At 70.0% G+C, this 21,206-nt stretch carries 18 protein-coding genes; 8 read left to right on the top strand and 10 right to left on the bottom strand.

Annotated features, from left to right (window positions below; translation table 11 throughout):
- The first annotated feature begins 197 nt into the window (after positions 1-197).
- Positions 198-1,766 (top strand): sigma-70 family RNA polymerase sigma factor, encoded by a 1,569-nt coding sequence (locus H6726_16200; GenBank protein ID MCB9659196.1) that lies wholly within the window; start codon positions 198-200, stop codon positions 1,764-1,766.
- Positions 1,767-1,850: 84 nt separating this feature from the next.
- On the opposite strand, the gene H6726_16195 is transcribed toward H6726_16200, so the two are convergent.
- Both H6726_16195 and H6726_16190 read right to left on the bottom strand, forming a co-directional pair.
- Positions 1,851-2,912: a glycosyltransferase gene (locus H6726_16195; GenBank protein ID MCB9659195.1), complete on the bottom strand. Its 1,062-nt coding sequence runs from the start codon at positions 2,910-2,912 to the stop codon at positions 1,851-1,853.
- Positions 2,875-4,713 (bottom strand): cyclic nucleotide-binding domain-containing protein, encoded by a 1,839-nt coding sequence (locus tag H6726_16190; protein MCB9659194.1) that lies wholly within the window; start codon positions 4,711-4,713, stop codon positions 2,875-2,877. Before H6726_16190 ends, H6726_16195 begins: the two co-directional genes overlap by 38 nt.
- A 101-nt stretch (positions 4,714-4,814) precedes the next feature.
- Here H6726_16190 and H6726_16185 point away from each other — a divergent pair, with 101 nt between their 5' ends.
- The 5 genes from H6726_16185 (at position 4,815) to cysC (ending at position 9,680) form a co-directional block, all read left to right on the top strand.
- Positions 4,815-6,272 carry an AarF/ABC1/UbiB kinase family protein gene (locus tag H6726_16185; protein MCB9659193.1) on the top strand — a complete coding sequence of 486 codons (1,458 nt, stop codon included), beginning with the start codon at positions 4,815-4,817 and terminating at the stop codon, positions 6,270-6,272.
- 3 nt (positions 6,273-6,275) lie between these two features.
- Positions 6,276-6,848: a Holliday junction resolvase RuvX gene (gene ruvX / locus H6726_16180; GenBank protein ID MCB9659192.1), complete on the top strand. Its 573-nt coding sequence runs from the start codon at positions 6,276-6,278 to the stop codon at positions 6,846-6,848.
- A complete protein-coding gene (mltG, locus tag H6726_16175; GenBank protein ID MCB9659191.1) occupies positions 6,845-7,930 on the top strand; it encodes an endolytic transglycosylase MltG in 1,086 nt (361 codons plus the stop codon). Before ruvX ends, mltG begins: the two co-directional genes overlap by 4 nt.
- A complete protein-coding gene (locus H6726_16170) occupies positions 7,927-8,916 on the top strand; it encodes a DUF72 domain-containing protein (protein ID MCB9659190.1) in 990 nt (329 codons plus the stop codon). Before mltG ends, H6726_16170 begins: the two co-directional genes overlap by 4 nt.
- Positions 8,917-9,065: 149 nt before the next feature.
- Positions 9,066-9,680: an adenylyl-sulfate kinase gene (gene cysC, locus H6726_16165; GenBank protein MCB9659189.1), complete on the top strand. Its 615-nt coding sequence runs from the start codon at positions 9,066-9,068 to the stop codon at positions 9,678-9,680.
- Positions 9,681-9,777: 97 nt separating this feature from the next.
- On the opposite strand, the gene H6726_16160 is transcribed toward cysC, so the two are convergent.
- From H6726_16160 to H6726_16125, 8 genes are all read right to left on the bottom strand, one after another.
- A complete protein-coding gene (locus H6726_16160; protein MCB9659188.1) occupies positions 9,778-11,232 on the bottom strand; it encodes a DUF3482 domain-containing protein in 1,455 nt (484 codons plus the stop codon).
- Positions 11,229-12,770, bottom strand: a complete 1,542-nt coding sequence (locus tag H6726_16155) for a DUF2868 domain-containing protein (GenBank protein MCB9659187.1) — start codon at positions 12,768-12,770, stop codon at positions 11,229-11,231. Before H6726_16155 ends, H6726_16160 begins: the two co-directional genes overlap by 4 nt.
- Positions 12,760-13,371 (bottom strand): hypothetical protein, encoded by a 612-nt coding sequence (locus H6726_16150; GenBank protein ID MCB9659186.1) that lies wholly within the window; start codon positions 13,369-13,371, stop codon positions 12,760-12,762. Before H6726_16150 ends, H6726_16155 begins: the two co-directional genes overlap by 11 nt.
- Positions 13,368-14,171 (bottom strand): fumarylacetoacetate hydrolase family protein, encoded by an 804-nt coding sequence (locus H6726_16145; protein MCB9659185.1) that lies wholly within the window; start codon positions 14,169-14,171, stop codon positions 13,368-13,370. Before H6726_16145 ends, H6726_16150 begins: the two co-directional genes overlap by 4 nt.
- A 161-nt stretch (positions 14,172-14,332) precedes the next feature.
- Positions 14,333-15,256 carry a hypothetical protein gene (locus H6726_16140; protein ID MCB9659184.1) on the bottom strand — a complete coding sequence of 308 codons (924 nt, stop codon included), beginning with the start codon at positions 15,254-15,256 and terminating at the stop codon, positions 14,333-14,335.
- 2 nt (positions 15,257-15,258) lie between these two features.
- Positions 15,259-16,194, bottom strand: coding sequence for an outer membrane beta-barrel domain-containing protein (locus tag H6726_16135; GenBank protein MCB9659183.1), 936 nt, complete (start codon positions 16,192-16,194; stop codon positions 15,259-15,261).
- Positions 16,195-16,348: 154 nt separating this feature from the next.
- The gene (gene ftsY / locus H6726_16130) at positions 16,349-17,794 is read right to left on the bottom strand and encodes a signal recognition particle-docking protein FtsY (GenBank protein ID MCB9659182.1); all 1,446 of its coding nucleotides are present in this window, start codon (positions 17,792-17,794) and stop codon (positions 16,349-16,351) included.
- Between the two features lie 9 nt (positions 17,795-17,803).
- A complete protein-coding gene (locus H6726_16125; protein MCB9659181.1) occupies positions 17,804-19,537 on the bottom strand; it encodes a carboxypeptidase regulatory-like domain-containing protein in 1,734 nt (577 codons plus the stop codon).
- A 132-nt stretch (positions 19,538-19,669) separates the two neighbouring features.
- Here H6726_16125 and H6726_16120 point away from each other — a divergent pair, with 132 nt between their 5' ends.
- Both H6726_16120 and H6726_16115 read left to right on the top strand, forming a co-directional pair.
- Positions 19,670-20,557, top strand: a complete 888-nt coding sequence (locus H6726_16120) for an alpha/beta hydrolase (protein ID MCB9659180.1) — start codon at positions 19,670-19,672, stop codon at positions 20,555-20,557.
- Between the two features lie 53 nt (positions 20,558-20,610).
- Positions 20,611-21,201 (top strand): hypothetical protein, encoded by a 591-nt coding sequence (locus H6726_16115; GenBank protein ID MCB9659179.1) that lies wholly within the window; start codon positions 20,611-20,613, stop codon positions 21,199-21,201.
- Positions 21,202-21,206 lie beyond the last annotated feature (5 nt).

Raw genomic sequence — 21,206 nt, 5'->3', positions numbered from 1 at the left:
CAACTCCCACGAAAAGGGTTGGAACAGGACTGCGCGGGCGCTGTTGGCGAAGTCAAGCCGTCGGCACGGCACATGCAAAGGGTCGGGCGCACAGACGGCGAGCACGCGGTCAGCGCAGCCGCCCACTGGACAGCGGAAAGAAAGTCACTGAGCCACCACCGTGCGGAAAGCGGAGGCGGCTCGAGAAGCGAGGAACCATGAGCAAGACAGCGACCGCGCGTAAGCGCACAGCAGACTCCCCCAAGGTCGAGAAGGTCGAAAAGGTCGAGAAGGTCGAAAAGGTCGAGAGCGCCGTCAAGGCCGCGGCCACCAAGACCGCCGTGAAGGCCATCGGCGCGAAGACCAAGGCCGTGACCAAGTCCACCGCCACCAAGCGCGCTGCACAGACCGCAGAGGCGAAGCTCGTCGAGGCCACCTCGCGCTCGCGCGGCAAGTCCGCCCAGGACGACGACGACGACGACGACGCGGTGGACGGCGGTGACGAGTTCAAGATGGGCTCGCGCGACGACTCGCGCACCGAGCCCTCGCAGGCGCAGCTGGAGAAGGCCCGCGTCGACGCGGAGAAGGCGCTGAAGGAGCTGGAGCGTCAGGGCGCCGGCGACAGCACCCTGTCTCGCTACTTCCGCGAGATGGCCTGCCACCGCGTGCTCACGCCGCACGAGGAGATCGAGGCCGCCCGCAACGTCGAGCAGCTCGAGATCGCGTACTGGGAGGCCCTGTTCGCCAACATGCAGGCGTTCGAGACCGTGGCCGCCATCATCGAGGCGCAGAACCTCGAGGAGCCCGTCACCGAGCTTGTCGCCATGCGCAAGATGGTGCGCGCCGCCAAGCGCGCCAAGATCTCGAAGAAGCAGCAGGAGAAGTGGGACTCGCTGGCCCTCGCCGCCAGCACCCGCTTGCGCGCCGTCGACAGCGACCGCTTGTTCGTGCAGGAGGCCGACAAGGCCGTGCATCGCCTGGCGGGTGAGTTCGCCGAGGAGCGCGACATCGTGGGCGACGAGGTGCGCATCACCGTCTCGTTCCGCCGCTACCTGCAGGGCGTCCGCAAGGCGCAGAAGGAGCAGCAGCGCGCCAAGAACCGCTTCGTCGCCGCCAACCTGCGCCTCGTCGTGAGCATCGCGCGCCGCTACAACCGTGGCCGCCTGCCCCTCATCGACCTCATCCAAGAGGGCAACATCGGCCTCATGAAGGCCGTCGAGCGCTTCGACCACAACCGCGGCTACCGCTTCAGCACCTACGCGTCGTGGTGGATTCGTCACGCCATCAGCCGCGCGCTGGCCGACAAGGGCCGCGCCGTCCGCATCCCCGTCCACATGCTGGACACCTACAACCGCGTCGCCCGTGCCACTCAGGCCATCACCACGCGCACCGGCAAGGAGCCCACGCCCGAGGAGCTCGAGAAGGAGACCGGTATCGCGGCCGACAAGCTCGAGAAGATCAAGGGCTACTGGGCCGAGACCCCGTTCTCGCTGGACCGCCCCGTCAACGACGAGGACGGCCGCAAGTTCATCGACTTCCTCGAGCAGGAGAACGTGCCCACCCCGTACGAGCAGCTCGTCAGCCAGAAGTGGAGCGAAGAGGTCCGCCGTCTGCTCGAGACGCTCACGCCGATGGAGGCCCGCATCCTGCGCTGGCGCTTCGGCCTCGACAACGAGGACGAGCTCACGCTGAAGGAGATCGGCGACAAGTACAACCTGTCCCGCGAGCGCATCCGCCAGCTCCAGGAGCAGGCGCTCGGCAAGATCCGCCGTCAAATCAAGGAGTGATTCCTCGCTCCGGGCTGCCTCGGTGGCCCATCTTTCCGCACTGAGGCGGCCCGTTTCGGCGGGCCGCCTTTCTTTAACGGGCGGTCACGCGACGCAGAAGAAGCCTTCGCCTTCCACCATGCCGATGCCGAGCAGGTGGTCGCGGATGAGCTCCCGCGCGCCCTCGACCCCGACCGAGGCGACGACGACGTCGGTCTCGGGGCGCAGCTGCTCGGGGCGGACGATGGGCGCCCCCTGGGCGATGCGCCCGAGCTTCTTCGGATCGATGTCCACGAACGCTCGGGGGGCGAGTCCGAAGGGCTGCAGCGCGCGCGCGAAGCGCCGCCCGTCGCGCCCAGCGCCCCAGACCACCAGTTCGCGCTCGCTCGCGGCCAGGGCGGGCGCCAGGTAGCGCGCCTTGAGGGCGCGCATGCTCGGCACGGAGAAGCGCGGGTCCGTGAAGGTCGTCTGCCCCTCGTGTCGTCGCCACCGCAGCAGCTCGCGGGGCAACTTCTCCAGTGTGTAACCCGCGCGGTCCATGCGCAGGAAGAGCTCGTAGTCCTCCGCGACGTCCCCTTCGTCGTACCCCCCGACGGCCAGCAATGTGCTGCGCCTCAGCATCACGCTGGGATGACACAAGGGAGCGTCCACGAAGAGGTCGCGCGCGTGCTCCACCGCCGTGACCAGGCTGTTCTGCCAGCCCACGAAGCGCATGAACCCGGCGCTGGGCGCTGCCCCGAAGACACCTACCCGTGTTCCGAGCGCACCCAGGCGCTCGGACGGATCGGCCGCGAAGCGCGCTACCTGGGCTGCCAGGCGCTCGGGGTGACACCAGTCGTCCGCGTCCATGCGCGCGATCAACTCCGCGCGTGCTAGGGCGACCCCGAGGTTCAGCGCTTGGGCGATGCCCGCTCCAGCGCCACGGACCACGCGCACGCGCGCGTCGCGGGACATCGCGCCCTCTGCCAGCGCGCGCGTTGCGTCTCGGGATCCGTCGTCGACCACCAGCAGCTCCAGCGACACGTCCTGGCTCGCGAGGACACTCTCCAGCGCGAGGCCCAAGGTCGCCTCGGCGTTGCGCGCGGGCATCACGACGGACACGCGCGGCGCAGCGGCGCCGCCGCTCACGTCAGGCTGGCCCCGGGATGATGGAGATGTGCTCGCCATCGACCGAGTCGCTCTGCTCGGACAGGTGCATCAGCGCGGTGGGGTAGAGCGCCGCGAGCTCGTTGAAGCGCCCGGCGGGGAGGCGCAGCACCAATGCGTCCGTGACCGCGACGACGGTGGACTCGGCCGGAGTGCGCGTCAGTATCGCGCTCTGCCCCATCACGGTGCCGAGGCGGACGCGGCCCAGCACGCGACCGTCCTGCGTGACGTCGAGGCGCCCCAACAGCGGCACATAGAGGCCATCGGTCTTCTTGCTCTGCACGAAGATCTCCGTGCCGATGGTCGCCCGTCGGACCTCGAAGAGCCGCGCCAGCTCGGCGCGGGTGTCGGGGTCGAAGCCCACGAAGAGCGGGTTGGTCCGCAGCAGGTTGCCGATCAAACGTCGCGTGAGCAGCTCCAGCAGCACCTCGTCCACGGCTGGGAACTCGGCGACGATCTCGGAGATGACGGTCTTCGGGATGCGCAGCGCCGAGACGCGCGTGACCGTGCGCACGTCCGCGCGTCTCGTGACCGCGTCCAGCAAGCACGCCTCGCCCACGACGCTGCCCTCCGTCAACGGGATGGGCGTGCTGAGCCCCGGCCAGTCCACCTCGAGGTCGCCGCTGACGATGACGAAGAGGGAATCGGCTGGGTCTCCCGCGCGGATGAGGAACTCGCCGCGGCCGAGCTCGATCAGGTCCGCGTCCTTGATGAGCCTGGAGAGCGCGGCCGGCGGGACCTCCGCGAAGAGCGAGATGGAGGGCAGCGCGGCCAGCTGCTCTGCAGACTTCCGGCGGTCGTCGTCGTCCTCTTCCTCGTCGAACAGGAGCACGGCGTGGTCGCTCACCTCCTCGGAGGGGCGCGTCATCATCTGCGAGTCGTCCAGCTCCATCGCGGACAGGTCGATGTCGATGGCCTCGTCTTCGTCCACGTCGGAGAAACGCAGCTCGTCGTCTTCGGCGTCCAGCACGGGACGCAGGTCCACCGCGGAGACGCTGATGCTCTTGCGACGCCTCGGTCGGGGGAGCGCAGCTTCGCGATCGGCCGTGTCCATGGACGGCAAGGGGGGCGGCACAGGTGGACGGGGGCCCGGCAGCGGTGGGGGGACGACGGCGGCCGCCGGTGATGGAGCGGGAGGGGGCGGTGCTGCGACCACGGGAGGGAGAGGCGCTCGAGGCGGTGGGAGCGGCCCTCGAGGGGCGGGCAGCGGAGGGGGCGTGGGGGCGTCGACCGAACCGGGGACGGCCGCTGCTACGGGCGCCGGAGTACGGACAGCCGTGGGAGGCGGGACGGGCTTGGGCGCAGTGGGCACAGGTGGCGCGATGCGCGGTGCGGCGGCGACGGGAGCAGCGCCAGCCGCTGCGAGGGCCGGGGACGGGGGCGGTGGAGGCACCACCATCGGGGTGGGCTCGAGGTCGCTGGGCAGCGGACCTGGGACCACCGAGCTCGGGTCCGCCACGGCGGTCACGACGTCGTGGCGCTGTTCACGGTGTAGGCGGCGGGCCTCGTCTGGGTCGACGCGGGCGAGGACGTCCAGTCGTGTGTCGTCGATCTGCAGGATCAGCTTGGCCATCGCCGCAGCGCGGGCCACGAAGCCCTGCTTGGCGTAGAGCTGGACGGCCACTTCGTACGACTCGATGGCCTTGTCGTCGTGCTTCATGCGGCGGTGGAGATCGCCACGCCGTTGCGGCCACCTGGGGTCGTTGGGCTCTGCCGCCGCGAGCTCGTCGTACAGGCCCAATGCCACGTCGAACTTGTCGCCTCGGAGCGCCGCGTTCAGCTGTTCACGGAGCTTGGGGATGTTGGGCTTCTTCGAGCGCATGCCCTGCGACCATATCAGGATGACGACGCTGCTGCGTGGGCTTTGCGGGCCGCAACGCCCCATGCGGCGACGCGCGCGGGCTGCTAGGCTTGGCCGCCACTATGAGCCTGTTCGTGCGACTGGTCAGAGCGCTGTTCATCCTGGGTCGCATCTTCGCGAGCTACTTGTTCCAGCTCGGCCTCCTGAAGGTGTTCCGGAAGTGGCAGCGTGACGAAGAGACCGGTCGCGAGGTGTCCTCGATGCCCGCTTGGCTCGAGAGGCGCCAGAAGCGCGTCGACGACACCAACGCGCGGCGCCTCCTGGCCGGCATGCTGAGCCTGCGCGGGGTCTACATCAAGCTGGGTCAGGTGCTCTCGGTCATGGGTGGCTTTCTGCCGGACGCCTATGCACGTGAGCTCGAGAGTCTGCAGGATGCGGTACCGCCGCAGCCATGGGACGTGATGGCGAGGGCCTTCGAGGAAAGCCTCGGCAAGCCACCTTCTGCCGTGTTCGCGCGCATCGAGCGCGAGCCACTCGCGGCTGCGTCGCTCGGGCAGGTCCACGTCGCGTACTCTGCGGGGGGCGACAAGTACGCGGTGAAGGTGCTGTATCCGGGCATCCGCGACGTGGTGCGCGTCGACCTGCGCGTGGTCCGCCTCGGGCTGCGTCTGTATCGGATGTTCGTCCCTGTCCAGAACATCTCGGCCGTGTACGACGCCCTCGTCGATCTGCTGGAGCGCGAGACCAACTACGTCCACGAGGCCTCGTGCATGACGCGCATGGCGAAGAACTTCGCGAGCGAGCCGGACATCCTCTTCCCGGAGGTCATCGAAGAGGCCAGCTCGGCCGAGGTGCTCACCATGACCTTCATGGAGGGCATCAAGATCACGCGCTTCGAGGAGTACGACGCCCTCGGTATCGACCGGGACGCCGTCGCGGAGCGCTTGGTGAAGTGCTTCTATAGGCAGCTGTTCCTCGACCGCTTCTTCCACGCGGACCCACACCCCGGGAACTTCTTGGTCCAGCCCGGCCCCACGCCAAAGACACCCAAGATCGTCATTCTGGACTTCGGGGCCATCAGCGAGACGCCCCAGACCGTGATCGACGGCATGGTCGACGTGCTGCGCGGCTTCTTCGAGCAGAACGACGCGCTGGTGCTCTCGGGCATCGACACGCTGGGTTTCGTGGCGCCCGACGGGGACCGCGCGCTGCTCGAGCAGACCGTGAAGACCTACTTCGCGAAGCTCCTCAAGATTCAGGACATCACCGCGGGCGCCCTGATGCGCGCCAACACCAAAGAGCTGGAGGCGCTGGCCGACCCCGAGGTGGCGCGGCGCGAGCTGCGCGGGCTGATGAAGTCCGTGCGGTACCCGGACGACTGGTTCTACGTCGAGCGCGCGGCCGTGATGAGCTTCTGGCTCATCGGGCAGCTGGCGCCCGACCTGGACGCGATGAAGATCGGCTTCCCGTACGTGCTCCCGTTGCTGGCCGCTCGGACGGCCGCGGCACCCACCGCGATGACGTCGGCCACGCAGGCCGGGAACGCCGCCGCCGAGAGCCCGAGCGCGAGCGTCGGTTGAGCCATGGGCCGCTTCCTCGGCGTGGACCCTGGCGCTGCGCGGATCGGGCTCGCGTTGTCCGACGAAGATGCCCGCGTGGCGTTGCCCTGCGCGACCGTGAAGCGCGCGAAGGACGACGTGCAGGCCGCGCGGCAGGTGCGCGAGGTGCTCGCGACGCGTGAGGATGCGGACGGAGACGGCGTCGTCGATGCGCTGGAGGGGGTCGTCGTGGGGCTCCCGCTGCGGCTGGATGGCACCGAGGGTGAGGCGGTGCGTCGGGTCCGGCGCTTCGCGGACGCGCTGGGCGACGTGCTCGCGGTCCCCGTGCACTTCGTGGACGAGCGCTTGTCGACGGTGGCGGTCGAGCGCACGCTGCGGACCCTCAACGTGCCCAAGGCCGAGCAACGGCGCGTGGTGGACGAGGCGGCTGCGGCGATCTTGCTGCAAGCGTTCCTCGACGCTAGAGGACAGGAGACGTGGCCGGAAGCGGACAGCGAAGAGGTGGCGGCGGCCGACGAACAGCCCAGCGCCGAAGCAGCAGCTCGCGGCGCCCGCGCTCGCAGCAAGGGCGCACGAAGGGCACGCAAGCAGCGTTGAGCCCCCGCGTGCGGCTGCTGACGTGGCTCACGGCGGCGCTCCTGGCCGTGGCGGTCGCGGGGCTGGTGTACGTGCTCGTCGTCTATCCGCGCGAGCCCGGTCCCGGGCGCGGGCGCGCGGTCGTGGTCGCCATCGAGCTCGACACCAGCGCGCGCGAGCTGGCGGAGCAGCTTGAAGCCGAAGGGGTCGTTCACGACGCGTGGCTGTTCTCCCTGTATCTTCGACTGCTCGGCGCGCACCACACGTTACGCACGGATCAACGCATCGCTCTGGCGGACGACCTGCCGCCGGCCGAAGTCGCGCGTCGCGTCGCGCGGGGCCTGGGGCCACGCAGCATCAACGTGACCATCCCAGAGGGGTTCACGCGCTTCGACGTCGCGGAGAGGCTCGAGCACTTCGGGCTGGTGCGCGCCGACGCGTTTCTGTCCGCCACGGTGGACCCCACGGTGCTGCGTCAGTTCGACATCCCAGGGGGCAGTGCGGAGGGTTACCTGTTCCCCGACACCTACACGCTCCGCGACGACCGGACGCCGACGCAGATGATCGGCCGCATGGTCCGCAGCTACCGCAGGCGCACCGCGCCGCTCGAGCGGAGGTACGGAGCCCGTCTGGCCGAGCTCAGGCGGGACCTGGGCTTCGGCATGCACGAGGTGCTGACGTTGGCTTCCGTCGTCGAGCGCGAGGCGGCCGTCCACGACGAGCGGCCCATCATCGCCGGCGTCTTTCTGAACCGATTGCGTTCGACCACGTTCTTGCCGCGTCAGCGGCTGCAGGCGGACCCCACCGTCAGCTACGGCTGCCGCGCGGAGCCCGAGCGTGCCCCAAGCTGCGCGGGGTTCCGCGGGCGCATCACGCGCGCGATGCTGCAAGACCCGGCCAACCGCTACAACAGCTACCGCCACCCCGGCATCCCGCCGACGCCCATCTGCAACCCGGGGATCGCGGCCATCGAGGCCGTCCTCGCGCCCACCCAGCACGACTACCTCTACTTCGTCGCGCGCGGTGGGCGGCGTCACCACTTCAGCGCCACGCTCGAGCGGCACAACGAGGCCGTCGATGACTACCTGCGGAGCAACGAGTGACTGCTGGGCGCCGCGCGCAGCTGGGGCTGTTCGGTGGCGCGGGCGCGGCCGACGTCGCGGGGCTGCCGGTGGATCCGGCGCTGCACGCTCTGGCCCAGGCGCTCCCCGCCGGGGTCCGCTTCGGGACATCCAGCTGGACCTTCCCCGGCTGGCACGGGGCGGTCTACCAGCGCCAGTACCCGAGCCAGGCGGCCTTCGTGCGTGAGTCGCTGGCGGAGTACGCGCGCCACCCGCTGCTACGCACGGTCGGCATCGACCGCAGCTTCTACGGGCCCATCCCCGAGGCGGAGCTGGCCGCCTATGCCGCACAGCTTCCAAAGGGCTTTCGCGCCTGCATGAAGGTGTGGGAGCGCGTCACGACGCGTGTGTTTCCAGAGCACCCGCGCTATGGCGACAACGCGGGGCGGCCCAATCCCGACTTCCTGAACCCCGACCTCTTCCGAGAGCACGTCGCCGAGCCCGTGTTGGCCGCGTTCCGCGAGTTCATCGGCCCGCTCGTCGTCGAGGTGCCGCCCAGCCGCGCGCCCATCGACGCGGCCGCTTGGGAGACCGCTCTGGTGCGCTTCCTCGAGGCGGCGCCAGACGCGCTGCAGTTCGCGGTGGAGGTGCGCGACCGCGAGCTGCTCACGCCAGGCTACTTCCCCATCTTGCGCGACCATGGCGCGACGCACGTGTTCAACTTCTGGTCGCGCATGCCGGACATCGGCGCGCAGCTGGCGCTGCCAGGGTGCATGCCCGGGCCGTTCGTCGTGGCGCGGCTGATGCTTCCGCCTGGGATGGCCTTCGAGGACGCGCGGCAGCGCTTCGCGCCCTTCGACCGCATCGTGCAGCCGCAGCCCAAGATGCGCGCGGACGTGGTGCGGCTCATCCGCGAGGCCGTGGAGCGAGGCTTCGAGGTCTACGTCATCGTCAACAACAAGGCCGAGGGCAGCAGCCCGTTGACAGTGCGTGCGCTGGCGGAGCTGCTGCGCGACGCCCAGGCGTGACTCGCCGGCGGGTCGTCGCGCCTCGCCCGCGGCGCGTCGTCCGGCGCCATCGCCTCGCCCCCAGCGCGTCGTCCGGCGCCATCGCCTCCAGCGCGTCGTCCGGCGCCATCGCCTTGCGCCACTGCGGCATCAAGCTCTAAGTTCCGCGCATGTCGGAACCCAAGGCGAAGAACCTGACCTTTCACATCGGTGAGCTCAGTCGTGCGGCCCGGACGGCGGCGCACGGGCACAGGGGCGTGACCCTGTGGCTCACCGGGTTGAGCGGGTCGGGGAAGAGCACGCTGTCGCACCGGGTGGAGCGGCTACTCACGGAGCGCGGTGTCTTCGCGTACGTGCTGGATGGGGACAACGTGCGGCATGGCCTCAACCGTGACCTGGGCTTCGCGGCAGCGGATCGCACCGAGAACATCCGGCGGGTCGGGCAGGTCGCCAAGCTGTTCACGGACGCGGGCGCCGTCGTGCTGACGGCGTTCATCTCACCCTACCGCGAGGACCGCGCCAGCGTGCGTGCGGCGATGGAGCCCGGCGACTTCGTGGAGGTGCACGTGGCCGCGGGCCTCGAGGTGTGCGAGGAGCGCGACGTGAAGGGCCTGTACAAGAAGGCGCGGGCGGGCGAGATCCCCGACTTCACAGGCATCAGCGCGCCGTACGAAGAGCCGGAAGCGCCCGAGCTGCGGGTCGACACGGGTGGGCAGGACGTCGACCAGAGCGCGAACGCGGTGATCGCGTACCTCGAGGCCAACGGGTACCTCCGAGGCGCGTAGCGCGACGGGCGCCGAGCGCCGGTGGTTCTGGCGGAAGGGTGCACTCTCACGCCGTGCGCCAGACCGAGCGGGTGCCGCAGCGGTGCGTGTGGGCGGGCTACCCCTCGTCCTCGCCCGCAGCGGCGTCGAACAGCGCGCGCACGACCTGATGGATCTCCCACCGCAGCTCTCGCGGGACGTTGCGGTGCTTCTTGCGGACCTGCTTGAACGCTTCGGCCAGCCGCTTGCGCGCGCCGCCGTCGAGGCCTGCGAGCGCGGATCCGGGCTCGATCGGCGCGGCGGGAAGCTCCGGCACCGCGTGCGCCCAGGCCCGGATGCGCTCGAAGTGCACGCAGGCGCGCGCCAGCAGCACGAACGGGAAATTGATGGACGGGTGAGGGCCTACCCGCACGCGCTGACCACCTCGCCGCGCGTTGAGCAGTGACTCCACCTGGTCCGACAAGGTGCTCGCGCTCGCGAAGCGGCGGTTGAGCTCGTACACGCCCAGCCCGAGACCGCCGAGGCCTCCCAACACAGCGCCTGTCATGAACGAGGCGCCGCCCACCGCGGCGTCGATGGCGCCTCCGGCGGCCGCCCCGCTGATGGCGCTGAGCGCGACCAACGTGCTCGGAGACAGCCCCATCACGTTCCAGGTCTCTTCGGCGAACAGGTCGTCCCCGCTCTCCAGATCCGCCGCGGTCTCGGGAGACCAACCCTCCAGGCGATGCAGGAACACCTCGGCCATCTTGCGGTGCGCGGTCAGCTCGAGCCCACGTAGGGCGTCATGGAACTGCGCTTCGAGCCGGGCGCGTTCGAGGTCGAGGGACTGCGCGTCCGAGAGCACGATGGTGAGGTGGTAGCTCAACGCGTCGACGAGCAGGTCTGCGGCGATGCCCGCCACTTCGTAGCGCCGGCGCTGGCGCTCCAGGGCCAGCCCCGAGAGCGCCTTGTCCAGCTGCGCGCTCTCACGCGGGGTCAGTAGCCGGAAGGCGGCGAGCAGCTCGCGCCGGTCGCGGTACGTGACGCCGTGCGCGTCGAACTGCCGCACCAGCTTGAAAAACTGATCGAGGGCGCGCTGCCACTCGTCCAGGTACCGCCCGCTGCTGCTGCGGTTGATGAGCGCCATCGTGGGGCGCCCCGTGTAGCGGAGGATCTCCATCTCCGCTTCGTAGTTGGGGCGATAGGGCTCGTCCCCGTTGACCACGTAGAGGATGCACGCCCCGTCCAGGATGGGCTGCAGCAGGCGACACTCCTCCGTGAACTCGTCCGTGTTCGTGAAGGTCTCGACGAAGTCCCGCACGAGCTGCGGACGCTCTGCGGCGCTCGTCTCACGCGACTTCATCCAATGCAGCGCGCGGGGGGCGTCCTCGAAGCCTGGCGTGTCGATGACCGTGAAGAGCGTCTCGCCGTCGATGGCGACGTTGTAGCGAACGCACTCCGTCGTGGTGCCTGGACGCGGCGAGATCTTGACGCGGTCGTTCTCGATCAAGCTGGCGATGACGCTCGACTTGCCCTTGTTCACGCGACCGACGACGGCGAAGGTCGGCGCGCCCGTGGTGGCTCGGTCGGTCATGCGCTCTCGGAGGTGACGCCCGCGTCTGGGTCGAGCGCCAGGTAGGGGTCGCCCAGCTCGGCGAGATATCCACCCCACAGGGCGCGGTCGCTGGCCTCGCCGCCCGTGGTCAGGAGCACGTTGATGTGTCTCCGGACCCCCGCGGCTTCGCGCAGCGCAGCAATGAAGCGCTTGAACGCGCGGTCCGGGGAGGCCCATGGCTCGGCCACCACGAACAGCGGCGCGGGGTCATCCACGGCCAGCGCCTTCACGCGTGCCAGCAGGGCCTCGTCCTCCGCGAAGTCGTAGCCGCCGGCGCTGGCGACTGGGCCTTCGCGCGTCACGCCGAACGTGTCGCGCAGCAGGCCGTCGAGGTCCCCGACGCGGAAGCGGGCGTCTCGCCAGCGGACACACACGGCGTGCGCCGCCCCAGCGACCTGCGCGGGCGCGGCGACCGGGGCGGCTCCGTCGCCGACAGGGCGTGTGTCGGCGGGGTCGTTTCCGTGGGCGCGCTGCACGACGGGGCCGCGCAGGCGGCGCTCGAGGCGGTCGATCTCGGGCGTGTCCAACGAGACGTTGGCGAGCGCACGCCGCAGGGCCACATGGCTGCCGACGAACAGCAACACGCGCGGCAGGAGCGCATAGACCAGCACGCTCATCGCGAGGAACGGCCACCACCGCCCAGCGCCCGCGCCTCCTCGCGTCCCGACGGACGCATCCGCGAACGCGGCGTCCAGTCGGGAATACTGCGTCGCTTCCAGCAGCGACGCGTCGGGGCACGCGGCTGGCCAGGCCCAGGCCCAGGGCACGGCTGCGCGGGAGAGGGCGTCGGCGAGGGCCGTCGGCGTCCAGTTGAGGGTGGTGGCCCACGAGAACGCGACGTCGGACACGGCCACGGTGAAGAGGAGGTTGCCGAGCGCTCCGACGTTGAAGCCGATGGCAGCGACCTGCAGGGCGCGCACGATCAGCAGGCGCTCTACTGGCGCGTAGAGCCCCTGGCGCGACCGAACATAGCCGAGCGCCCGCCGCACGGCGGCCGCGTGGTCGGCCCCACGGCCAGCCAGGAACCGCGCGACAGCGCGCCCGGCGCCGCGGACCGCCGCGCGTACCATGTCGAGGAGTGGGATGCCTTCATAGGCTTGCGGCGAGAAGTGGAGCACCGTGAGGGACACCAACGTTCCCGCCACGAGCGCGACCTGCGCGCCCACCAACGCCACCAACGCCGTCAGGACGTTGACCGGATGCTCCCCCGTGTAGCGGAAGAGCCCCGCACCCACACCCCAACCCGCTCCCGCCATCAGCAGCGCAAACAGCCCCGTCGCGGCGGAGAGTCCCGTTGCCCACGCGGTGCCCACGTGACCGTCCGAACGCCGCGCGCGCGTGTCGTCCAGCCACGCGCGCAGCAGCCCCACGCGCTCGCGGGGCAGGGGGTCACGCCTGAGCCGCACCGCGTCGGCTTCTTGCTGCGCACGATCGGCCTGCGCGTCGTGCCACAGCGCGACCTCCAGATCGACCAGCTCGCCGAAGCTCAGCGCGTGCGTGCGTGCGTCAGTCGTCATCCCGCTTCGGGGCATCGGGGCCAGCGTTGCGGTGGGGGGCCCCTTCAATCCCTGGGGCGTCGGCGGTGTCAGCGTCGCTCGCCGCGTCCTCGGGCTCACCGCCGAGGCTGGGGTCGGCCGCTTGCCGCACGATGGCCACGGCGCCGCGTGCCCCCTTTACCGCCTCGTCCACGGCTTCGGCCATCACGTCGCTCAGCTTGTGGAGCTCGCTCCCGACCGAGCGCGCGAGGGGTTCGGCGCTGTCGCCGATTTGGCGTACCATCCGCCCTGCTTCCTCGGCCACGCCAGCCACGGCCGGCTTGGCGGTCGCCTTGGCCTGCTGGAAGACCTTGTCGGCTTCGCCCAAGACGTCCTTGATGGCGGGCTGCATGTTGCCGAAGAGGGCTCCCGCCGCGCTCTTGAGGCTCGTGACGGCGTTGCGAAGCTCCCGCGCAGCCTCGGTCGTGCCGCGTGGGCTGGCAGCGCCGGTCGCCGACCCGGAAGCAGAGCGCTCGCCACCGTCTCCGCCAGCCGCAGACGGCGCCGGGGGCGTTGCGCTCGACGCGCCCGCCTCGGCGTCGGTGTCTGCTGTGCTCGGGTCCTCGTGGTCGGCGTCGCTCATGGCCCAACGATATCAGGTCCCCGGGTCCGCGTCGTCACCGGGTTCGACAGCGTCCCGAGCGCCGAGAGACTGACCGACACGACGTCGCCCTGGACCAACGGGCCTACGCCGCTGGGCGTGCCGGTCAGGACCAGGTCGCCCGGCTCCAACGTCATCACCGCAGAGATGTAGGCCAGCAGGGTGGGGACCGAAAAGACCATGTCCGACGTGTGGCCGTCCTGCCGGAGGACGCCGTTCACGTCGACCCGAATCGCGACGTCGGCCGGGTCCAGCGTCGTCTCGATGAACGGTCCGAGGGGGCAGAACGTGTCGAAGCTCTTGGCGCGGGTGAACTGTACGTCGAGGCGCTGCAGGTCACGCGCCGTGACGTCGTTCGCGGCGACGTAGCCCAGCACGTGGCGCAGGGCTTCATCGGCGCTCACATCACACATGCGCGATCCGATGACGACCCCCAGCTCTCCCTCGTGATCGACTCGCTCGCTCTCCGGGGGGCGCAGAATGGGCGCGCCTGGACCCACGACGGACGAGTTGGCCTTCAAGAACAAGAGGGGCTGCTCCGGCACGGGCTTGCCCAGCTCCACTGCGTGCTTGCGGTAGTTCTGTCCCACGCAGACGATCTTGCCCGGGCGAAGAGGCGCGCGGAGGGCGCCGCGAGGTACGCCCAAAGCGGGTCCCGTCGGTGCGCCGGAGCGCCGCAGCGGCGCGTCCAGCAACTGCACCGTCAGGTCGCCCTCGACCGGGTAGTCCACCAGGACTACGTCACGTTCCTCACCGTCCAGTTCCACACAGGCGTAGCGCATGCGGCGCAGCATACGCTCCCGTGGGCGACCCAGGCGAGCCCGCTGGCAAGGGGCCCTCGCGACGACGTGCGCGTGCGCCTGCATGGGCGGCGTCACCCCCAACGCAAACGGGGCGACCCGTGAGGCCGCCCCGTGTGCGTGTCAGCGCGGTCCGCGCGAACTCAGTCCGTGATCTCGGGCGCCGTCGGCAGGTAGATGACGAGGCCCAGGGTGACCATGTGGTTGAAGTGGCGGATCTGGTCGCGGTAGTTGATGGCTCCGTCCGGGAAGAGGCCATCGGGCCCGCGCTCGTCGGTGCCGGACGTGTTCCAGGCGAAGGGCATGCCGCGCCACTCGACGGTGATGCCGAGGAAGTCGTTGAAGTACATCGAGAGGCCTGCGCCGAACGTGGGAGCGACCTGCGCCCGGTTGAGGCGGCGGGACTGGCTGTCCACCAGACACGCGTCGCGGTCCGTGACGGCAGCCCCGTCACCGCACACGCCGCTGCCCGCGACCGCCGAGCTTCCGCCGTTGCGACGTACGTTGGCGCGCTCCTCGATGCCGATGATGGCCGCGCCGGCGAACACGTAGAAGTCGGTGTCCACGAACAGCTTCTGGAAGAAGCTGAGCTTGCCGCGCAGGGGGATGAAGGTCAGGTGCAACGACGTGAACCAGTTGAGGTTGCCGATCTGGTTGTCGAAGTCGCCGCGCGACGGGAGGCTGAGACGGTTGCGGTCCGTGGTGACACCGCGACCCGAGACCTGGTCGGTCAGCCCCGTGTCCAGCTGGGCAACGCTGTAGGCGCCCCACACACCGATCGAAAGCCAGTCCGTGAGGCCGTAGCTAGCCTCGGCACCGACGATGAGCGCACGGGTGAACTCGTTCTGCAGCGTCATGCTGAACGTGGGCGTGAGGCGGAGGCGCCCCTGCCGGTACAGACGCATGTGGCGGACGGCCGGCTGGCCCGCGAGCGGACCCTCGACCTGGACATCCTGAGCGTGCACGGTTCCGGCGGGGAGGCCGAGCGTGGTGAGCAGCGCGAGCGCGAGTACGAGCGCCGCACCGGGTCGGGCGAGGGTGGCCCGCGAGAGGATGGTGTTCGTCATCATCACTTCGGCAACCTGTATTCGACAGAGAAGGGGAAGAAGACTGTGAGGCCGACCTGCACCGTCGTCGCGTTGGTGAACGTGTTGCCGTCCGCGAGCCAGGTGCTGCGGTCGTTACGCGCTTCGCCCAGGGCCACGTCCAGGTTCTCGTAACGCTCGAGGTACATGTAGTTGCGGAACTCGGTGAACACCGCGAGGTAGCGCGTCAGGAAGATGCGGATACCGAGGCCGATGTTGAAGGCCACGCGCCAGTCGTAGTCGAACTCGCGGACGGCCTGGTCGATGACCGGCACGGGGCGGGTGCGCATCAGGCCGACGCCGCCGACGATGTATGCGTCGTACTGGAAGATGAACTCCCGGAACATGTTGAACTTTCCGTAGAAAGGCACGTACGTGAAGTTCAGGTGCATGCCCATCTGCCACTCGGTGATGGGCACCGCGAGGCGCGTGGAGCGGCGGAGGAAGAAGTTCAGGTCGGACTCGTTCGAGTCGATGAACTGGTACCAGAGGAAGTTCGCGCCCACGGCGAGGACGTTCGAGATCCAGTAGTTCATGGCGACGCCGACGGCCGGGTGGCTGACGTACGGGTCGTTCACGACGAACGCCGCCGAGGGGGCCAGCTCGAAGCGGTTGAGGCGCAGCGCGTAGATCTGCTGAACGGCGTAGATCTCCTCGACGGCCTCGGCGGGACGCTCTTCCGTGTCTTCGGCAGCCGTCTCGGACGACGTGGAAGCCTCGGGCTCCCCCCAGTCGGAGAGCGAGCCCCCAGAACCGCTGCTGCCCTCGTCATCCTCCTCGGGGATGTCTTCGGGGATGGGCTCGTCGCCCTCGGCTCCCTCGGTCTCGTCGAGACTGAAGTCCATTTGGGCGTGCGCGGAGTCCCACTGTGGAACCAGCACGAACGCGCCCACCAGCAGGGCTAGATATCGCTTCGGCATCGAGATCCCTTTCGCACCGAGCATCGACCCGGGGGAGGCACTTGCTAAATGTCTGAAATTGCTCATGAAAATCCACTCACAGCGACGCCGGCGACTATATCACGGGGCTTTGCGAACAATCAACGCTTTCCTCGTGCAGGTCGGCCCCGCCGCCTCACTCCGCGTCGCTGACCTCGGCTTCGGCGGCTTCGTCACCAGGTTCTGGTTTGGCGAACAACGCCTCTACGAAGCTCTGCGCGTCGAACACCCGCAGGTCTTCCATGCGCTCTCCCACGCCCACGAAGCGCACCGGGATCTTGTGCTGATCGACGATCCCGAGCACCACGCCGCCCTTGGCGGTCCCATCCAGCTTCGTGAGCGCCACGCCGGACACAGCCAGCGCTTCGCCGAACTGGTTTGCCTGCTGGAGGGCGTTCTGTCCCGTCGTGGCATCGAGGACGAGCAGCACCTCGTCGGCGTTTCGACCGAGCGCCTTCTCCACGCTGCGGCCCACCTTCTTGACCTCTTCCATGAGCGGGGTCTTGGTGTGGAGCCGGCCAGCGGTGTCGCAGATGACCAGGTCGAAGCCTTCGTCCACGCCGCGCTTGATGGCGTCGAAGATGACCGCACTCGGGTCCGCGCGGTCCTTGCCCTTGGCCACCTCGCACTTCGCGCGGCGCCCCCACGCCTCGAGCTGCATGACCGCTGCGGCGCGATACGTGTCACCGGCGACCAAGAGCACCTTCTTGCCCTCGTCGGCGTAGCGCGCCGCGAGCTTGCCGATGGTGGTCGTCTTGCCCACACCGTTCACGCCCACCACGAGGATGACTGCAGGGGAAGCGTCTGGTAGCAGGAGCCCGCCGCTCACGCCCTCGAGGATGGCCGCTCCCTCCTCGCGCAGCGCGGTCCACACGGCGTCGCCGTCGGCGAGCTCGTTGCGCGACAGGCGCTCCTTGAGGGCGCCCAGGATTTTCTGTGTCGTCGGCACCCCGAGATCGGCGGTGATCAGAACTTCTTCCATCTCGTCGAGCAGCGCGGGATCGATGTCGGGCTTGCGACGAAAGACGCTCGCGAGACGTGCGATGAACCCGGAACGCGTGCCCTTGAGGCTCTCCTTGATGGCCGCGCGGTCGTCGTCGGAAGCTTGCTGGCGACCGCCGGCTGGCTTGGACACGGGCGCTGGCGCGGCGGGCTTCGCGGGAGTCTCGCTTGCGTCGGCGGGGGCGTCCTCGGGCGCTGCTGGAGCTGCTTCTTCGGCCGAGGGCCGCGGCGCCGGGTCGGGAGCCTCCTGGGTGGACGCGTCGGGCCCGTCGGCATCGGCCCCAGGCTTCGGCTCTGCGGAGGGCCGCTCCGTCCCGCCCTTCGCGAGGGGGACGGGGCGAGTCGGCTCGATGTCGGCGCGGGGAGAGGGCTTGTCGGTGGGTGGAAGCTCGCGCGCGCTGCTGTCCTCGCTGGACGGCAGCTCGGGCTTCCCCTTCCGGGTCGCGAGGACGATCGCGACCAGAACGACGAGGATCACCACGACGATGATTGCAGTTGTTGGCATCAGTATTCCCAAGGGCTTCGCGAACATCGCGCTCGCGAGCGGCTGACTATAGAGAGCCGAGGCGAGCGACGTCAACGCCGTGCGTCATTCGTCCCGTGGAGGTGCGTCTGGCGCGGGCAACGTGCGCAAGAGTGCCGTCGCAGCGCGTTCCAGCGGGGGCAGGTCCTCGGGGCGAGGGTCGCGGGGTCCGTAGTACAGGTGATCGGTCTGTTCGGCCAGCGCTCGGAGGGACGCGCGCTGGGCCTCGGGTGCGGACGCGGGCAGCTCGCGGTTGGTCGTGGTCTCGAACGCCCGCTCGGAGCTGACGAACCGCCGGCCGACTCTCCGGAACACCGCGAGCGCTCGTGTCCGATAGCTCTCGACGCGGACGACCACGTCGGACCACTCGCCGCGATGCGGGACGTGCACGCGCTGGTCCACCTCGACGTACCCCGCCAGGGAGACGCGCAGGCGGTACTCACCGGCGGTGAGACCTTTGATGACGAAACGACCGTCCGCGTCGCTGACGGCTCGGTGTACGGCGACAGGCACGCCAGCGGGCCCATCCAAGCGTTCGGCCGTCACCTGAGCGTCGCCGCGCGCGGCGTTGCTCGCGTGGTCGACGACGACCCCGCCCAACGTATCGTGGCGGTGCGTGGCGGATGTGCGCGTGCCGACCGAAACACCCGGGGCCGAGGGCAGGGTGCTCACCGACGAGCGCTCTCCTTGCCGTTCGCGTTTGCGCGTCACGGCCAGCGCGACGCCCGACAACGCCAGCGGGACCAGCAGCCAGAGCCAGTCGAGCGGGAGCGGCGAGCCCACACGGAGCGCGAGGGGCTCGGACGTGCTGGCGCGTAGCCCAGGGGACTCCGGGGCGAAGCGCGCCTCCAGGGTCCACGTGCTGCCCTCGCGCTCAGCCGGGACGTCGAAGGACGCGGCAAACCGTCCGTCGGCGCCCGTCGCCACCGTGACGAGCAGCACGTCGTCCGCATACAGGCTGATGGCGCCAGCCGCCACGGGGCCTCGCGCGTCCGAGAGCCGGCCGTCCACGCGCGCCTCGTCGCCGGGGTCCACGTCATCGTCGACCAAGGCGGCCTGCAGCGAGGTGCCGCGCGTGCGCACGACCGCGAGCTCGGCCCGCGCCGCGCTCCGCCGTGCGTCCCCGCCGAAGTCGACCAGCCAACGTCCCGGCCCGGGGTGCGCGTCCGAGAGCGAGCGGAGCGTGAACAGCGCGTGTCCGGTCATGTCCGTCTCGGCGGAGCCGTACTCCCGTCCCAGCTCGTCTCGCAGCGTCAGGGTCATGCCGTCGCCCCCTTGGCTGGACTCGGCGAACACGCGCACGCGGAGCTCGGGGAGGTCCAGGTCCACCTCGCGGCCCGTGACGTCGAGATCGTAGCGTAGGCGCACGTCCGCGAGCGTGGGGTCCACAGGGCGCTCGACCGTCGTGGGCAAGTGGAACTCGTCCCCCGCGAACGAACAGCTGAGCACGAAGGGGGTCCCGACCCAGGCCACGGTCAGGGTGAACTCGCCTCGGGTGTCGGTGACGAGCGACTGCGACCCGAACACGCCTGGAGGCGCCGAGAGCGCATCCGCTGAGTCCACGGGGCGTGTCGAGACGTGCAGCGCGCTGTGGGGGAGGGCCTGGCCGAGATCGTCGCGCAGCACACCCAGGACCTGGACCGTGGTGCCAGCGCGTTCGGCGGCGAGGTCGATGCGCGTCTCCGCGATCACGCGGACGGCCGCTTGCGCGTGCGCGGACGCGGGCCACGTCCCGAGACCGCAGACGAGGGCCAGCGAGGCGACGACCCACAGGGAGACGTTGGTGGCGCGACGCGGCACGAGCACACGGTGCCTCGAAACGGCGGGGGGGAGCAACCCTCTGCGGTGGACTCGTCGGGCGTGCTGCGGCGGCCCCCCGTCCGGTGGCGTCGGCTTCGTGACTTTCGCCGCGCAAACGGACAGCATCCCGGCATGGTGCAGCCTGCAGTCGAGGAACGCCGCGTCACGTCGTACGACGGAACCGACATCGCCTACCACGTCGTCGGCCGCGGGAGGCCGGTGCTCTTGTGCAACGGACTCGGTGGCAGCTGGGTCGCCTGGACGCACCAGATCCGGTACCTCAGCGATCGCTACCGCTTCATCTCGTGGGACTACCGGGGGCTCTACCGTTCTGGTCCCCCGGCCGTGCCCGGCGCGCTGCACATCCATGCGCACGCCCGAGACGGTCTCGCGGTGCTGGACGCCGAGGGCATCGAGAGCGCTGCGCTGCTGGGCTGGTCGATGGGGGTCCAAGTTGCACTCGAGACCTTCGATCTCGCAGCCACGCGCGTGCGCAACATGACGCTGCTGAACGGGGTCTCTGGGCAGATCTACGAGTCGGTCATGAACCTGGGGTTCATGGACAAGGTCGCGCCACCCGTTCTGCGAACCCTCGGCGCCGCGCCCCGTCTCGTCGAGGCGGTGGTGCGAAAGGCGGTGGGTTTCCCGGGCACGGTTCAGCTCGCGAAGGCCGTGGGCTTGGCGGCGCCGACCCTGGACGAGGAGATCTTCCGTGCGTTGGCGGACTCGTTCAAGGGCCTCGACATGGGGGTCTATCTGCGCTTGCTCGAGCTCTTGGGCGAGCACGACGCGACGCCGATCTTGCCGCAGGTGGACGTGCCCGTCTTGGTCGTGGCGGGTGACCGCGACATCATGACGCCACGCGCGGCGGCTGCGCGCATGGCCGACGGAATCCCGGGGGCGGAGCTGCTGGTCATTCCCGGTGCCACCCACTACGCGGCGGTCGAGTATCCCCAGCTGGTCAACCTGCGCCTCGAGAAGTTCTGGCTGGAGCGTGGATACGCGCCCGACCCGGCATGAGCCCCTGGTCCCGATGGATGGCGCGCTCGTGCCCTGGCGCTCGGAGTGTGCTCGTGCGCTACCTCGTGGTGGCGTCGTGCGGTGCGCTGCCCGCGTGTCGCGAGGTGGAGCCCGACCGAGCTCCAGTGTCGCGTGCCGAGGAGCTGCGGCAGCGAGGCGCCGAGCTGGTGCGCGGTGCGCCGGCGCCTGCCCCAGACCCGGTGATGCTCTCGGACGAACCCCTGACGACCGCGGAACGCGAGGACGTGCGCGCGCTCGCGGCCGCACTGCTGGCCACCGACCCCGTCGAGCGTGCCCTCACGGACGTGGATGAAGCCGTGGAGCGCGACCTGCCCGTGCTGGCCGCCGAGCGGCTGCGCGGGAGTGCGCTCGTGGCGTCCCGCCAGCAGGTGGCCCAGGTCGAGGCGATCGAAGTGGCGAGCGACCTCGGCCGCGCCCTCCAGCGGCAAGGACTCGCGGCGCTGCGACAGCGGGACGCCGCGCTCGAGGCCTACGCCGGCGCGCTGGAACGTGGAATCGTGGAGGACCTGGTGCTCGCCGATGCGCTACGCGACCAGCGCCGCGCGGTGGACGCCCTGGTCGAGGCGCGCGCCGCATGCGTGGCGGCGCAACGTCGCATTGACGCGTCCGCGGAAGGTGAGTAACCCCA

Source organism: Sandaracinaceae bacterium (assembly GCA_020633055.1).
GTDB lineage: Bacteria > Myxococcota_A > Polyangia > Polyangiales > Houyiibacteriaceae > JADJJE01.
This window is presented reverse-complemented; position numbering and strand designations above follow the sequence as displayed.